Consider the following 14,741-nt stretch of genomic DNA (forward strand, 5'->3'; position numbering starts at 1 on the left):
CGCTATGTTTGAATTTGACTTGGATTTGGATCAAATGGCTACGATTAAAGTCATCGGCGTTGGCGGCGGCGGAAGCAACGCCGTGAACCGAATGATAGAGAACGGCATCCAGGGTGTCGAATTTATAACCGTCAATACCGATGCGCAGGCGCTGAACCTGGCCAAATCGGAAGCGAAGCTGAAGATCGGCGAGAAACTGACGAGAGGGCTTGGCGCCGGTGCGAACCCGGATGTGGGCAAGAAGGCGGCCGAGGAATCCCGCGATGCGCTGACCCAGGCGCTGAAAGGAGCCGACCTGGTGTTCGTCACGGCGGGTATGGGCGGCGGAACCGGTACGGGTGCCGCTCCCGTCATCGCCGAGATCGCCAAGGAGTGCGGCGCGCTGACCGTCGGCGTCGTGACCCGTCCGTTCACCTTTGAGGGCCGCAAGCGTCAGGCACAGGCCGAGCTAGGGATCAACGCGCTTAAGGAGAAGGTCGACACCCTCATTGTGATCCCGAACGATCGCCTGCTCGAGATCGTCGACAAGAAGACGCCGATGATCGAAGCGTTCCGCGAAGCAGACAACGTGCTCCGTCAAGGGGTACAGGGCATTTCGGACCTGATTATGGTTCCGGGGCTGATCAACCTGGACTTTGCCGACGTGAAGACGATCATGACCGAGCGCGGCTCCGCGTTGATGGGCATCGGAATGGGAACGGGCGAGAACCGGGCAGCCGAGGCGGCCAAGAAGGCCATTATGAGCCCGCTTCTCGAGACGTCGATCGAAGGCGCCCGCGGCGTTATCATGAACATCACCGGCGGCTCGAACCTGAGTCTGTACGAAGTCAATGAAGCGGCGGAGATTGTCATAGCGGCTTCCGATCCCGAAGTGAACGTCATCTTCGGTGCGATCATTGACGAGAACCTCAAGGAAGAGATCAAGGTTACCGTCATCGCTACCGGCTTCGAGACAAAGCCGCACACGCCGGCGCCTGCGCGCAAGCCGATGGGCCAGCAGCAGCAGCAGCAGGTTTCGGAGCCTGCCCAGCAGGAGGCGCCGAAGACCCCGAATATCCGTCCGTTCGGCGGACAGATGAGCAACGACCAGCTCGACATTCCGACCTTCCTGCGCAACCGCGGGAAGAATCACTTGAACGACTAGCCGCCGCGCTGTGCGGTGTGGCAAGAGACCCCTTGATGAGCCGGAAACGGCCCCATGAGGGGTCTTTTTTTATGTCTAGCAGCAACGATCGACGCCCTCTCTCAGACCAAGTCCGGCGTTTCGTTTCGCGGACTGCGCCGGGGCATGTCTAGCGCACAAGGCGCATATACTTGTTCTACTTCGACAAAAAAACCGGCTAGCAACCATCACCGTTAGACAGACTTTGGAGCGAGGACGCTATATACTGGGGTCAACCGTCGGAAGAAGGTGGGAGGATAGGAGAGTGGTAATCTATCTGGATCTCATATTCTTGTGGAACCTGGCGATCGACGGAGGGCTGTTGTACGCCACCGCCCGCCTGCGGGGCAAACGGGCAAGCTGGCTGAGGCTGACGGCAGCCGCTGGGCTAGGAGCCGGCTATTCGCTCCTGCTCCTGTACCCCGAGCTTTCCCTGTTGTTTACGTTCGTGGTCAAGCTGCTGGTGTCCGTCGGAATGATTGGGATCGCCTTTGGATTTGGCGGGACGCTTCCGTTTTTGCGCACCCTCGGTGCCTTTTATGTCATTAATTTTGTCACGGCCGGCGCCATCTTCGGCCTTCATTATTTTTTTCTGACCTCGGCGGAGACGCTGGCTGGCATCTGGCTCACGCAGTCGGGCGGATTCCGGTTTCAGCTGTCGACCGGGATCGGCGTTATCGGGGTGGGCATTCCGCTCGGGCTCTTCCTGCTCCGCAAGCTCGTGACCGGCAAGCGGCAGCAGGAGAACCTCGCCCAGCTGCTCGCAGAGGTGCGCATCCGGATCGAGGACAGCACGGTGTGCTGCAAAGCGCTGATCGATACGGGCAACCGGCTGTACGATCCGCTGACCCGGACACCGGTCATGGTTGTCCAGACGAGCCTGTTAGAGGAGCTGCCGGATTCGTGGAACGAGAGGATCCGGCGGAGTGAGGTCGATCAGCTGGTCGCGGGACTGGAAGCCGAGGCGTTCCGCTGGCAGGACCGCCTTCGGCTGGTCCCGTATCGGGGCATCAACAAAGGAACGCAGTTCATGCTGGCCATTAAGCCGGACGGAGTAAGCGTTCACTACCAAGGCGAATGGCTGGAGTCGACCAAGGTGCTGGTCGGATTGGACGCCGGAAGGCTGAGCGAGGATGGCGGCTACGAAGCCATTCTCCATCCCGACCTGGTCGCCTCTCTCTCCGCCGCCAGCTAGGAGACGGGGCGAGCGAAGGACATAAGCCATGAGGAGGAACGAATCCATGCTGTTAACGGGTACAACCAAGCTGTTCAAATGGAGAATGTCGCTGCAAATCCACTATTACCGGCTCCTGCTCTTGCTTGGCCTGAAGGGCAACGAGATCTATTATATCGGCGGCAGTGAAGCTCTCCCGCCGCCCTTGACGAGAGAGGAAGAGGAATTTCTGCTGCAAAAGCTGTCGACGGGCGACGCCGCAATCCGGGCGATGCTAATCGAGCGTAACCTGCGTCTCGTCGTCTATATCGCCCGGAAGTTCGAGAATACGGGCATCAATATCGAGGATCTTGTGTCGATTGGAGCGATCGGCCTGATCAAGGCGGTCAACACCTTCGACCCCGAGAAGAAGATCAAGCTGGCGACCTACGCCTCGCGGTGCATCGAAAACGAGATTTTGATGTATTTGCGGCGGAACAGCAAGATCCGGACGGAGGTATCGTTCGATGAGCCGCTCAATATCGACTGGGACGGCAACGAGCTGCTGCTCTCCGACGTGCTTGGAACCGAGAACGACACCATTTACCGAAATATCGAGGAGCAGGTGGACCGCAAGCTGTTGCACAAGGCGCTCGACAAGCTGAGCGAGCGGGAGCGGATCATCATGGAGCTTCGGTTCGGCCTCCAAAACGGCGAGGAGAAGACACAGAAGGATGTCGCCGACATGCTCGGCATCTCGCAATCGTACATTTCGCGGCTCGAAAAACGGATCATCAAGCGGCTGCGCAAAGAATTTAACAAGATGGTCTAAAGGCCCGGAGCGAGCGCTCCGGGCTTCTTTTTACCGCCTGGGAGAGAGCGTTTGCACATCCTTTGGGAGGGACAGACGGGAGGGGAGTGAGGGGAGTGAGGCGCATAAAATCGAAAACCGAGGAGATAATTTACAGTAATGTTGCTCCTTGGGAGGTAATCACGGTGACCCGAAACAAAGTCGAGATATGCGGCGTAGATACAGCCAAACTGCCCGTGCTTACGAATACGGAAATGCGCGAGCTGTTCGGCCGGCTGCAGAACGAGAAGGAGCTGGACGCGAGAGAGAAGCTCGTGAACGGCAACCTGAGGCTGGTCCTCAGCGTCATTCAACGCTTCAACAACCGCGGCGAGTTTGTGGATGATTTGTTTCAGGTAGGCTGCATCGGCTTGATGAAAGCCATCGATAACTTTGACTTGAGCCAGAATGTGAAGTTCTCTACATATGCGGTCCCGATGATTATCGGGGAAATCCGGCGGTATTTGCGGGACAACAATCCGATCCGCGTGTCGCGGTCGCTCCGCGATATTGCGTATAAGGCGCTGCAAGTGCGAGACAACCTGACGAACGTGAACAGCCGGGAGCCCACGATCTACGAAATATCCGAGGCGCTCAATGTGCCCAAGGAGGACGTCGTGTTCGCCCTGGACGCCATCCAGGACCCCGTCTCCCTGTTCGAGCCGATCTACCATGACGGCGGAGACCCGATCTACGTAATGGACCAGATCAGCGACGACCGGAACAAGGATGTGTCCTGGATCGAGGGGATCGCCCTTCGGGAAGGGATGCGAAAGCTGAACGACCGCGAGAAGATGATTTTGTCGATGCGGTTTTACGACGGCAAGACGCAGATGGAGGTGGCCGAGGAAATCGGCATCTCTCAGGCGCAGGTGTCCCGGCTCGAGAAATCGGCCATTTCGCAAATGCAAAAGCATGTCAAATCGTAAGCGGGCAAATCGTCCGCCGCGGGAAGCGGCCTCCAGCACTGCCGGAGGCCGTTTTCTTGTTCTTTTAACCGTCATTCGAAGGAAGGAATGGGTTCATGGAATGCCTTCGCGGGATTGGCGCTTGGCCTTTGCCGTTCCGAGCTTTCCCGAAGCCTTGCCTTCAGGAAGGGCTTCGGCCGCCGAATGAATTGTACAGGCACGGGGATGTCACTTTTGGGCGGACGGCTCATATACTGGATACGAGCGGATAGGCTGATGCAGCGCAATCATGAGAGAGCGGACGGTGATGACGCCATGAAAATATCGGATTTCCAGTCCAAGGATGTCGTGAACATTGTCGACGGCAAGAAGCTAGGCCAGATAAGCGACTTGGAGCTCGATCTCCGGCAGGGACGGATCGATTCGATCGTTGTTCCCCATCAAGGGCGGTTTTTCGGCTTCTTCGGCAACGGGACCGACGTGGTGATTCCCTGGCGCAATATCGTTAAGATTGGGATGGACGTCGTGCTGGTCAAGCTGGACGAGACGAAGGCGTACCGCGCCGACGAAGGGGAGGCAGCCGAATACCGGCCCTACCGGAACGGGAACGAGCGCAGAGACGCCTAACGGGCAGACCGGCGCAGATGCTGCGGGGAGCGCCGTCTCCCCGTCCCGTTCCCGTCCGGCCTGACCGCGTGCGCCGACTGTGGTACAATGGGAGGAACTGTACTTGGAAAAGGAGACCGAATATGGAACCGTTCGTATCTGCTGAAAAGCGGGACAAGCCGGGGGTGTATTTGCTTGCGGAATGGATGGAGAGAGTTCCCGGCCTGACCGCCGGCTTCACGTCCCGTCTGGGAGGCGTCAGCTACGGCGCCTTCGATTCGCTGAATTGCGGTCTGCATGTCGCGGACGATCCGGACGATGTCGTGCGCAACCGGGAGATACTGGCCGAAACAGTCGGCATTCCGCTCGGCCGCTGGACGTTCGGCGAGCAGGTGCACGGCACCCGGGTCGCGGTCGTCACCGAGGAGGATCGGGGCAGGGGGACGACCGAGCGGGCATCGGCGTTCGGAGATACGGACGCGTTCGTCACCGACCGCACGGAGCTCTGTCTCGCCGCGCTGTTCGCCGACTGCGTGCCGCTCTATTTCCTGGACCCCGAGCATAGAGTTGTCGGGATCGCGCACGCCGGCTGGAAGGGAACGGTCGGCTGCATCGCCGAGGCGGTCGTACAGACGATGCAGGAGCGGTTCGGAAGCCGGCCCGGCGAGCTGCTCGCCGCGGTCGGTCCTTCGATCGGGCCATGCTGCTACGAGGTCGACGACCGGGTGGCGGACCGGGTGCGCGGACTGCTCAAGGAGCTGCCCGAGGCAGCCGACGCGCCCACGCATCCCATTCTCAGGCCGGCCGGCGAAGGACATGCGATGCTTGACTTGCAACGGCTGAACCGACAAATTATGATAAAAGCAGGAATCCTGCCGTCTCGTATCGAACTTACTAGTTTATGCACCAGCTGCCGCACCGACGCCTTCTTCTCCCACCGCAAGGAGCAGGGGAAGACCGGCCGCATGCTGGCTTGGATAGGCTGGCGGTCCGGGGACAATAGAACGGAGTGAAGGAAGTCTTATGAGTTTGCAGCAGTTCGAAGTGAGAGCCAGAGAAGTGGAAGAACGCGTGGCGGCCGCTTGCGAGCGCAGCGGCCGTTCCCGGGAGAGCGTGCAGGTCATTGCCGTGACGAAGTACGTTTCGCTGGAGACGGCCCGGCAGGCGGTAAGCCTCGGCTACACGCGGATCGGAGAGAATCGCTGGCAGGACGTGAAGCCTAAGTGGGAAGCGATTGGAGACGCGGCCGAGTGGCATTTTATCGGCCATCTCCAGACGAATAAAGTCAAGGATGTCATCGGAAAGTTCGCTTATATCCATTCGCTGGACCGGATGTCGCTGGCTAACGAGATCAACCGGAAGGCCGAGCAGCTGGGCGTGACGGCTAACTGCCTGATCCAGCTGAACATCTCCGGAGAAGAAAGCAAGTTCGGCATGGCCGAGGAGCAGCTGGTTCCGTTCGTCGAGCAGCTGAAGGAGCTTCCCGCCATCCGCATAGCCGGTCTCATGACGATGGCCCCCTACGAGATGGAGCCGGAGCAGACTCGGCCGGTCTTCCGGCGGCTCAGGGAGCTGCGGGACGAGCTGAATGCCCGGGCGCTGCTGCCGTATCAGGTCCAGCAGTTGTCGATGGGCATGTCGAACGATTTTGAAATTGCGATTGAAGAAGGGGCGACATGGATCCGGCTCGGAACGGTGCTGGTCGGCAAGGAAGGCTGACAGACCGGAGTCGGACGCAAAAGGAGGAGATTGAGCAATGGGTGTCATGAATCGGTTTATGAATTTCCTGGGGCTCCAGGAGGAAGAGGACGGAATGGACAGGGAGCGGGCGGCCGAAGCTGCGGAAGAGCATGAAACCAATCCGTTCGAAGCTCGTAAAAGTAAAGGGAGCAATATTGTCAGTATCCATTCCCAGAAAAATGTCCGCGTCATTCTCTGCGAGCCGCGCTCTTATGAAGAAACCCAGGATATTGCCGACCATCTCCGCTCCCGGCGCTCCGTGATCGTCAACCTGCAGCGGGTCCGCTCCGACCAGGCGATGCGCATCGTGGATTTCTTGAGCGGGACCGTTTATGCCTTGAACGGCATGATCTCCAAGATCGGACCCGGCATCTTCCTGTGCACCCCCGATTCGGTGGAAATTCAGGGCGCCATTAAAGAGATGATGGAAGACGAGACCGATTTTACTAATACGAGGTGACCAGTTTGGATCTATTCGCCATTGAAAAATTCATCACTACTCTCGGCAGCATTTACACCTATGTCATCATTGCCTATGTTCTTCTGTCCTGGCTTCCCAACGCCCGGGAGAGCATCGTTGGCGTCTGGCTGTCTAAGCTCGTGGAGCCGTATCTGTCTCCCTTCCGCAAGCTGATTCCTCCGATCGGAGGCATGCTGGATCTGTCCCCGATCATCGCGTTGATCGCCCTTAACTTCGTCGTGCAGGGGATTATCGCTATCATCGAAGTGTTGTTCGGGATGGCGTCCTAGCCATGAGCAAGGACTGGCTGACGCATTACCATCCCGACGAGCATGCCTTCGTCGATCGCGCCGCCGATTGGGTCCGGCAGGCTGAGAACCACTCGGTCAAGCGAACCGATTTTCTCGATCCGCGCCAAGGCGAGATTGTCCTGGCGCTCGCGAACCGGTCCAGCGACGTGGTTGTCGCATTAAACGGCGGCTATGAGGAAGCGGAACGGAAGCGGGCGATTCTCGCTCCGGATTACCGCGATCCCGCGGAGGAGCCAGCTGGGATCGTCGTGCTTTCGATAACCTCTGACGACGCCAAGCTGGCCGAGCTCGAGCATGGCGATTATATGGGAGCCGTCCTCGGACTTGGCATCAAGCGAGAAAAGATCGGCGACATCCATGTGCTGGAGCAGGGATGTCATATTCTCGTGACGGAGGAGATAGCGGAGTTCCTCCGCCTCCATCTCCAGCAGGTCCACCGCGTTCATGTCCAGACCGAGCTGCTCCCGCTTGAGCAGCTGCAGACCAGCCCCGAGACGCTGGAAGAGATGAGCCTGTCGGTGGCCTCTTTGCGTCTGGACGGCATTCTGAGCGACGTATTCCGGCTGAGCCGGGCCAAGGCGCTCGTGCCGATCAAGGCGGGCCGCTGCAGGGTCAACTGGAAGGCCGAGGAAGATCCGAGCAAGCCGCTCAAGGACGGGGATGTCGTCTCGCTGAAGGGCTTCGGAAGGTTCCGCGTCCTGGCGGTCGAGGGGATGACGAAAAAAGGGAGAATGCGGGTCAAGGTAGGGAAATACAGTTAATTTTGTTGAGGCGTACGGAAGGAATCGAGCCCCGGATGTCGAATAGTACCGTTACCGAGATCGGAAGACGATCCTTATATTTTGTGGAGGTGCACCATGCCGCTTACGCCTTTGGACATACATAACAAGGAATTCAAGCGCACTTTTCGGGGCTATGACGAAGACGAGGTGAACGAATTCCTCGATCTGGTCATCAAGGATTATGAGCTCCTCATGCGGGAAAACAAGGAGCTGGGCAATCAGATCGGCGGCCTACAGGAGCGCTTGGATCATTTCAACCATATAGAGGAATCTCTCAGCAAGACGATCATCGTCGCTCAGGAGGCAGCAGACGAGGTCAAGAACAACGCAAAGAAGGAAGCCGAGCTCATCATCCGCGAAGCCCAGAAGAACGCCGACCGGATCATCAACGAGTCGCTGGTCAAGTCGGGCAAGGTCGCCCTTGAGATCGAAGAACTCAAGAAGCAGGCGTCGGTTTACCGCACGCGGTTCCGCACCCTGCTCGAGGCGCAGCTCGAGCTTCTGAACACCGAGAGCTGGGATGCGCTGGAGGGCAAGCTGACGACAGACTATAGCCGCTCGGCGGGATAATCCGAGAGAGCGAATACAAGGGGAGGATCGGCCGGGCGGCCGGCCGATCCTGCTTCGTAGGCCGCCCTTTTGGCATCAGTTGACGGGAATTGTGAAATTCGCTATACTTCTCCCTAGCAACTAAGTGCATGCGATGACCAAAGCGATGACCGGAACAAGTAGGACGGGAGCTCGTTCTCAGCGAATTAGGGATGGTGAGAGCCTAATGAATAGAGACGTCCGAATATCCTCCGGGAGTATTCTCTTGAACGACAGACCGGCCTTTTGCCGCTGGAAGCGCGCAGGGCAGGCGCTTATCCAAGTAGAGAGAATCGGGTAATTCCGTTAACGATTGCAGGAGTGAGGCGAACGGCGATCCGGAGAACCGGAAGTCATGCCTTATTAGGGTGGTACCGCGAGTATGCTCTCGTCCCTTTGGGGCGGGGCTTTTTTTCGTTTCCGGCCCTTTTCCCCTGTGGAAAAGACTGCGAAGCCAGATGACGACGACTTGAAGGAGTGGACGAAACGAATGGATTACAGCAAAACGCTCAATTTGCTCAAGACCGATTTTCCGATGCGCGGCAATTTGCCGCAAGCGGAGCCGAAGATGCAGCAATGGTGGGAGGAGAACGACCTGTACGGCAAGGTGCAGGCGCACAACGCCGGCAAGCCTAAGTTCATCCTGCACGATGGACCTCCCTATGCGAATGGGGATATCCATATCGGCCACGCGCTGAACAAAATTCTGAAGGACGTCATCGTCCGCTACAAATCGATGCGCGGCTTCGACGCGCCGTACGTGCCCGGCTGGGACACGCACGGTCTGCCGATCGAGCAGGCGATCGCCAACAGCGGCAAGGTCGACCGCAAAAAGATGAGCGTGCCGGAATTCCGCGAATACTGTAAGGACTACGCTCTGCAGTGGGTCGAGAAGCAAAAGACCCAGTTCAAGCGGCTCGGCGTCCGGGGCGATTGGAACAACCCGTACATCACGCTCCAGCCGGAATATGAGGCGGCCCAAATCCGCCTGTTCGGCGAAATGGTGCGCAAAGGCTACATTTATAAAGGGCTGAAGCCGGTTTATTGGTCGCCTTCCTCCGAGAGTGCCCTGGCTGAAGCGGAGATCGAATATAAGGAGAAGACCTCCCCGTCCATCTATGTGGCGTTTGAGGTGAAGGACGGGAAAGGCAAGCTGCCGGAGGACGCGGCCATCGTTATCTGGACGACGACGCCTTGGACGCTGCCGGCGAACCTCGGTATCAGTGTCAATCCGGAATACGACTACGTGGTCGTGTCCGCTGACGGGCGCAAGCTCTTGCTGGCCGAGGGGCTGCTGGAGACAGTCGCCAAGGAGATCGGCTGGGAGCAGGTTGAGGTGCTGAGCAAGGTCAAGGGCGTCGAGCTTGAGGGAGTTGTGGCCAAGCATCCGTTCTACGACCGAGACTCGCTCGTCATGCTGGGCGATCACGTTACGCTCGATGCCGGTACCGGCTGCGTGCATACAGCGCCTGGGCACGGGGAGGACGACTTCCTGGTCGGCCAGCGCTACAACATCGGCGTGCTGTGCCCGATCGACGATCAGGGCAAATTCACGGCCGAGGCTCCCGGCTATGAGGGTTTGTATTACGAGAAAGCAAACGAGCCGATTATGGAGCGCCTGGAGCAGTCGGGCCATCTGCTGAAAAAAAGCTCGATCCAGCACCAGTACGCCCACGACTGGCGGACCAAAAAACCGGTCATCTACCGGGCGACGGAGCAGTGGTTCGCTTCGATCGACAAGTTCCGCGACAAGATGCTCGAGGAGATCAAGCAGCTGAAATGGACGCCCGAGTGGGGCGAGGTGCGTCTCCATAACATGATCGCCGACCGCGGAGACTGGTGTATCTCTCGCCAGCGCGCCTGGGGCGTGCCGATTCCGATCTTCTATTGCCGTAGCTGCAACCAGCCGGTCGTAAACGAAGAGACAATCGAGCATGTCGCTTCGATCTTCGCCAAGGAAGGCTCGAACGCCTGGTTCCAGCGCAGCGAGCAAGAGCTGCTGCCGGAGGGGACGGTTTGTCCGGCATGCGGCCACGGAGAATTCCGCAAGGAAACCGACATCATGGATGTCTGGTTCGATTCGGGCTCGAGCCACGCTGCTGTGCTGGCTCAGCGTCCGGAGCTGCAATGGCCTGCAGATCTGTATCTGGAGGGCTCGGACCAATACCGCGGCTGGTACAACTCGTCGCTCATTACAGGGACGGCCGTTCGGGAACATGCGCCTTATAAGGGCATTCTCAGCCATGGCTTCACGCTGGACGGAGAAGGACGGAAGATGTCCAAGTCGCTCGGCAACACGGTCGATCCGAATAAGGTGAGCAACTCGCTCGGCGCGGATATTCTGCGGCTGTGGGTTTCGTCGGTAGACTATCAGGCGGACGTGCGGATCTCCGACGCCATCTTGAGCCAGACGACGGAGGTGTACCGCAAAATCCGCAATACGCTGCGGTTCTTCCTCGGCAACCTGAACGGCTTCGATCCGGCAGCCGATCGTGTGGCTGCGGCGGAGATGAACGAGCTGGACCGGTTCGCCCTTATTCAGCTGAACCGGATGATCGACCGGGTGCTCAAGGCATACGACAGCTACGATTTCCATGTCGTCTACCAGGCGGTGCATCATTTCTGTGCCGTAGAAATGAGCGCCTTCTATCTCGATATCGTGAAGGACCGCCTGTATGCAAGCGCGCCTGCTGATCCGGGACGCAAAGCGGCTCAAACGGTATTATACGAAGCGCTGACGGCAATAACTAAATTAATTGCCCCCATCCTCCCGCATACGGCCGACGAGGTGTGGAAATATATCCCTGGCTTCGAAGGATTCAGCGTTCAGCTGACCGACATGCCGGAAGCGGACGCCGCTCAGTACGACGAAGCGCTGGAGCGGAAGTGGGAACAATTCCTGGACGTGCGAGAGGAAGTGTTCAAGGCGCTGGAAGAGGCTCGTGCGGCCAAAGTCATTGGCAACTCGCTGGGCGCTTCGCTGACGCTCTATCCGACCGCAGAAGCGGCGGAGCTGCTGAAGCAGTTCGACAAGCTCGATGAGCTGTTCATCGTCTCCGGCGTGAAGGTGGCGGAGGGCGAAGCGGCACCGGAGCAGGCGAGCCGCGGAAAGCATGTGGCAGTTGCCGTATCGAACGCCGAAGGCGAGAAATGCGAGCGGTGCTGGATCGTAACGCCGGACGTAGGGACGGACGCGGATCATCCGACGCTCTGCCCGCGGTGTGCGGAAGTCGTCTCCGCGCTTGATTCGAACGAAGAGTAAGTCCGTTTAAGGAGAGATGCGCATGGCCGGTCCGGTCGACAAGGACGAGAAGCAGAGTCTGCTGCTCCAGCAGCTTAGTGAACGAGTAGGAAAGCTGGCTTCCGATCTGGAGAAGGCCCGGCTGGCCGATTATGTCACGATGCTGGAACGGCCGAAGAGGATGCTGTGGGGGCATTTTTTGGGCGGCATCGCGCGCGGCTTCGGCATCGCGGTCGGCTTCACGCTGCTGACCTCGACAGCCATCTACCTGCTGCAGGCACTCGGCGCCCTCAACCTGCCGATCGTGGGCGATTATATCGCCGACATCATCCAGCATGTTCAGGCGTCACTGGACAACCGGCGTTACTAAGCATGAGAGGAACGGTCTGCCGATCCGGAGCCGACGAGCCTTTCGCTAACCGGGACGGCAAGAAAACCGACCCCATTCGGATCGGTTTTCTGCAAGCGGCCTAAAAGCGTAAGCCGTCACCCGGATCTTCGGCATCCGGCTCGAGCAGCCGTTCACCCTCGCCGTTGTCCATATAGTCGCGATAAGCTTTGCTCCGGTAGATCGTAATGCCTTGGCCATACAGGTCGGTCGCGAGAAAGCTCTCAAACGGTTCGACGTAGCCGACATTTTCGTCGTCTTCGACGGCCATGTCGTTGTAGTCGGTCACTTCATTGCCCTCCGCCATTGCAGGGGAATTGGAGGTGCCCCAGCTCTCGACGATTTGCCACGCATCTTCGCCGTCGAATTCGGTTTGGGTGCTCTCGTGCTCGTCCAGGCTCGTCCGCCCGAACGGCGGAGCCATCAGCTGCTCCTCCACGGGACGCCGGTCCGATACGGATGTCTCGCGAGAGTGATCGATGCAGAAGCGGGTGGCGGGCACCGCCTCCAGACGAGCGAATGGAATTGGTTCGCCGCACACAGAGCAGTGTCCGTATTCGCCGGCTTCCAAACGTCCGAGTGCATCCCGCGCCTCAATTAGCCGAGCTTCCATGCTCTCATTCAGCGAGATATCCTTGCTGCGCTCGAACAGCTCGGTGCCGAGATCGCCTGGATGGTTATCGTACGCCGACAGCTCGCCGGTCGCGTCGCGTAGCGCGTCGTCGAGTCCCAGATGGTGGTTGTCCTGCAAGGTCTCGGCGAGCGCACGCTCTTCGTTTTGCAGTTGCTCCCGCAGCCTGCTCAGCTGGTCGTTTGTCAACTGGTGCATGCAAAACTCTCCCTTCCGACCGGCAGAGGGACTCTTGAATTCCCATCTTGCCGGGTTCGGTTGCTTTTCTTGCTTTATTGTTGCCCTTGCGGTGTCCGCTACTAAGGGAATTCCTTGGTGGACAAGGAAATCATGGTTCCAGGGAGGAACATCTTTTGCTCTATTATCTTATTGCTTTGGCTGTATTCGTGGTCGATCAAATAACCAAATGGCTCATCGTCCGCAATCTGGAGCTCGGAGAAACCGTGCCGGTGATCGGAGAATTCTTCCAAATTACCTCTCACCGGAACCGGGGAGCGGCCTTCGGCATTCTGCAGGACCAGCGCTGGTTCTTTCTTGTCATCACGGCGCTTGTCGTCGCCGGCATTGTTTACTATCTGAACAAGGTTCGCAAAGAAAGCAAACGGCTGCTGCCGTTCGCACTCAGCCTGCTGCTCGGGGGCGCGCTCGGTAATTTTCTGGACCGCGCGCTGACGGGAGAGGTCGTCGACTTCTTTCAACTCTGGTTTCGGTTCCCCCTGTTCGGCAAACAGGTCGACTATATCTATCCCATCTTCAACGTAGCTGACTCGGCGATCGTTATCGGAGTTCTGCTCCTGCTGATCGATTCACTTCGGTCCTGGTCGCAGGAGAGAAAGGAAGCCCGCAATGAATCCCAGCAATCGTGATTTGCTTCCGGACGAGGCCGACAGCCAGGAGTGGACAATTGACGCCGAGACGGCAGGGGAACGTCTGGACAAGTTTTTGACCGAAGCGCTGGGAGACGAGGAGGGCATCTCCCGCTCCCAGATCCAGCAGTGGATCAAGGATGGGCACGCGCAGGTCAACGGGCGCGGCGCCAAGCCGAATCTGAAGCTGCAGACGGGCTACCAGGTGACGGTCGTCATCCCGGAGCCGGAGGAAGCGGCCATCCTGCCGGAGCCCATCCCGCTCGAGATCGTGTACGAGGATGCGGATGTCATCGTCATCAACAAGCCTCGGGGCATGGTCGTCCATCCGGCGCCCGGCCATACGAGCGGGACGGTCGTCAACGCTCTGATGTACCACTGCAAGGACCTGTCGGGCATTAACGGCGTGCTCCGCCCTGGCATCGTGCACCGGATCGACAAGGATACGTCGGGCCTCCTGATGGCGGCCAAGAACGACGCGGCGCACGCTTCTCTTGCCGCACAGCTCAAGGAGCACAGCGTCACGCGCAAGTACCTAGCGGTCGTGCAGGGACGCGTTCCTCACGACCAGGGAACCGTCGACGCGCCCATCGGCCGCGACGCGGCGGACCGCAAGCTGTTCACGGTCACCGACCGCAACAGCAAGCAGGCGGTCACGCACTTCGTCGTGCTGGAGCGGTTCGCCGCCCATACGCTGCTGGAGCTCAAGCTGGAGACGGGCAGGACGCACCAGATTCGCGTGCATATGAAATTCATCGGCCATCCGCTTGTCGGCGACCCCCAATACGGGCGCGGCAAAGGAATGGGCATGGACGGACAGGCGCTGCATGCGGCGGCGCTCGGCTTCGACCATCCGAGAACCGGCGAGCGTCTCGAATTCGAGGCTCCGCTGCCGGACGATATGGGGAAGCTGCTGCAGCGGCTCCACTCCTAATAGTTTATGATGCCGGAGCGCTGCGCCCGCTGCCGATTCTCCCGCTTACGGGGGAGAGGGCATGGCGTTAGCTTAGGCTGTCGGGCGGCTGGTCCTCATGGGCCGCCGCCATTTTTATGGA

The 14,741-nt window shown here is 59.0% G+C and carries 16 protein-coding genes and 1 other annotated feature; of the genes, 15 read left to right on the forward strand and 1 reads right to left on the reverse strand.

Features of this window, described 5'->3' with window-relative positions; genetic code table 11:
- The first annotated feature begins 4 nt into the window (after window positions 1–4).
- The 13 genes from ftsZ (at window position 5) to KJS47_RS14410 (ending at window position 12,171) form a co-directional block, all read left to right on the forward strand.
- Window positions 5–1,144, forward strand: a complete 1,140-nt coding sequence (gene ftsZ, locus KJS47_RS14350) for a cell division protein FtsZ (protein WP_213525706.1) — start codon at window positions 5–7, stop codon at window positions 1,142–1,144.
- Between the two features lie 283 nt (window positions 1,145–1,427).
- Window positions 1,428–2,357, forward strand: coding sequence for a sigma-E processing peptidase SpoIIGA (spoIIGA, locus tag KJS47_RS14355; RefSeq protein WP_213525707.1), 930 nt, complete (start codon window positions 1,428–1,430; stop codon window positions 2,355–2,357).
- 46 nt (window positions 2,358–2,403) lie between these two features.
- Complete coding sequence (gene sigE / locus KJS47_RS14360) at window positions 2,404–3,147, forward strand: RNA polymerase sporulation sigma factor SigE (RefSeq protein ID WP_213525708.1); 744 nt, start codon at window positions 2,404–2,406, stop codon at window positions 3,145–3,147.
- 164 nt (window positions 3,148–3,311) lie between these two features.
- On the forward strand, window positions 3,312–4,094 hold the full coding sequence (sigG, locus tag KJS47_RS14365) for an RNA polymerase sporulation sigma factor SigG (RefSeq protein WP_213525709.1): 783 nt from the start codon (window positions 3,312–3,314) through the stop codon (window positions 4,092–4,094).
- A 294-nt stretch (window positions 4,095–4,388) separates the two neighbouring features.
- Window positions 4,389–4,700, forward strand: coding sequence for a YlmC/YmxH family sporulation protein (locus tag KJS47_RS14370; RefSeq protein ID WP_213525710.1), 312 nt, complete (start codon window positions 4,389–4,391; stop codon window positions 4,698–4,700).
- A 122-nt stretch (window positions 4,701–4,822) separates the two neighbouring features.
- Window positions 4,823–5,692: a peptidoglycan editing factor PgeF gene (gene pgeF, locus KJS47_RS14375; protein ID WP_213525711.1), complete on the forward strand. Its 870-nt coding sequence runs from the start codon at window positions 4,823–4,825 to the stop codon at window positions 5,690–5,692.
- Between the two features lie 10 nt (window positions 5,693–5,702).
- Window positions 5,703–6,398 (forward strand): YggS family pyridoxal phosphate-dependent enzyme, encoded by a 696-nt coding sequence (locus KJS47_RS14380; protein WP_213525712.1) that lies wholly within the window; start codon window positions 5,703–5,705, stop codon window positions 6,396–6,398.
- Between the two features lie 37 nt (window positions 6,399–6,435).
- Window positions 6,436–6,879 carry a cell division protein SepF gene (locus KJS47_RS14385; protein ID WP_213525713.1) on the forward strand — a complete coding sequence of 148 codons (444 nt, stop codon included), beginning with the start codon at window positions 6,436–6,438 and terminating at the stop codon, window positions 6,877–6,879.
- A gap of 5 nt (window positions 6,880–6,884) precedes the next feature.
- Window positions 6,885–7,169: a YggT family protein gene (locus tag KJS47_RS14390; protein ID WP_213525714.1), complete on the forward strand. Its 285-nt coding sequence runs from the start codon at window positions 6,885–6,887 to the stop codon at window positions 7,167–7,169.
- 2 nt (window positions 7,170–7,171) lie between these two features.
- Window positions 7,172–7,951 carry a YlmH family RNA-binding protein gene (locus KJS47_RS14395; protein ID WP_213525715.1) on the forward strand — a complete coding sequence of 260 codons (780 nt, stop codon included), beginning with the start codon at window positions 7,172–7,174 and terminating at the stop codon, window positions 7,949–7,951.
- A 96-nt stretch (window positions 7,952–8,047) separates the two neighbouring features.
- Window positions 8,048–8,542 (forward strand): DivIVA domain-containing protein, encoded by a 495-nt coding sequence (locus KJS47_RS14400; protein WP_213525716.1) that lies wholly within the window; start codon window positions 8,048–8,050, stop codon window positions 8,540–8,542.
- Between the two features lie 136 nt (window positions 8,543–8,678).
- Window positions 8,679–8,959 (forward strand) — a binding site (T-box leader).
- 91 nt (window positions 8,960–9,050) lie between these two features.
- Complete coding sequence (gene ileS, locus KJS47_RS14405; RefSeq protein WP_213525717.1) at window positions 9,051–11,822, forward strand: isoleucine--tRNA ligase; 2,772 nt, start codon at window positions 9,051–9,053, stop codon at window positions 11,820–11,822.
- Between the two features lie 22 nt (window positions 11,823–11,844).
- Complete coding sequence (locus KJS47_RS14410) at window positions 11,845–12,171, forward strand: DUF5665 domain-containing protein (protein WP_213525718.1); 327 nt, start codon at window positions 11,845–11,847, stop codon at window positions 12,169–12,171.
- 100 nt (window positions 12,172–12,271) lie between these two features.
- On the opposite strand, the gene KJS47_RS14415 is transcribed toward KJS47_RS14410, so the two are convergent.
- Window positions 12,272–13,018: a TraR/DksA C4-type zinc finger protein gene (locus KJS47_RS14415; protein ID WP_213525719.1), complete on the reverse strand. Its 747-nt coding sequence runs from the start codon at window positions 13,016–13,018 to the stop codon at window positions 12,272–12,274.
- Between the two features lie 155 nt (window positions 13,019–13,173).
- Here KJS47_RS14415 and lspA point away from each other — a divergent pair, with 155 nt between their 5' ends.
- Window positions 13,174–13,686, forward strand: coding sequence for a signal peptidase II (lspA, locus tag KJS47_RS14420; protein ID WP_213525720.1), 513 nt, complete (start codon window positions 13,174–13,176; stop codon window positions 13,684–13,686).
- Window positions 13,667–14,620, forward strand: coding sequence for an RluA family pseudouridine synthase (locus tag KJS47_RS14425; RefSeq protein ID WP_213525721.1), 954 nt, complete (start codon window positions 13,667–13,669; stop codon window positions 14,618–14,620). Before lspA ends, KJS47_RS14425 begins: the two co-directional genes overlap by 20 nt.
- Window positions 14,621–14,741 lie beyond the last annotated feature (121 nt).

This window comes from Paenibacillus sp. J31TS4 (assembly GCF_018403265.1).
Classification (GTDB): domain Bacteria; phylum Bacillota; class Bacilli; order Paenibacillales; family NBRC-103111; genus J31TS4.

Coding starts and splice junctions, on each gene's coding strand:
- ftsZ (WP_213525706.1), top strand. CDS start 5: ATGTTTGAATTTGACTTGGATTTGGATCAAATGGCTACGATTAAAGTC.
- sigE (WP_213525708.1), top strand. CDS start 2,404: ATGCTGTTAACGGGTACAACCAAGCTGTTCAAATGGAGAATGTCGCTG.
- KJS47_RS14370 (WP_213525710.1), top strand. CDS start 4,389: ATGAAAATATCGGATTTCCAGTCCAAGGATGTCGTGAACATTGTCGAC.
- pgeF (WP_213525711.1), top strand. CDS start 4,823: ATGGAACCGTTCGTATCTGCTGAAAAGCGGGACAAGCCGGGGGTGTAT.
- KJS47_RS14380 (WP_213525712.1), top strand. CDS start 5,703: ATGAGTTTGCAGCAGTTCGAAGTGAGAGCCAGAGAAGTGGAAGAACGC.
- KJS47_RS14385 (WP_213525713.1), top strand. CDS start 6,436: ATGGGTGTCATGAATCGGTTTATGAATTTCCTGGGGCTCCAGGAGGAA.
- KJS47_RS14395 (WP_213525715.1), top strand. CDS start 7,172: ATGAGCAAGGACTGGCTGACGCATTACCATCCCGACGAGCATGCCTTC.
- KJS47_RS14400 (WP_213525716.1), top strand. CDS start 8,048: ATGCCGCTTACGCCTTTGGACATACATAACAAGGAATTCAAGCGCACT.
- ileS (WP_213525717.1), top strand. CDS start 9,051: ATGGATTACAGCAAAACGCTCAATTTGCTCAAGACCGATTTTCCGATG.
- KJS47_RS14410 (WP_213525718.1), top strand. CDS start 11,845: ATGGCCGGTCCGGTCGACAAGGACGAGAAGCAGAGTCTGCTGCTCCAG.
- KJS47_RS14415 (WP_213525719.1), bottom strand. CDS start 13,018: ATGCACCAGTTGACAAACGACCAGCTGAGCAGGCTGCGGGAGCAACTG.
- KJS47_RS14425 (WP_213525721.1), top strand. CDS start 13,667: ATGAATCCCAGCAATCGTGATTTGCTTCCGGACGAGGCCGACAGCCAG.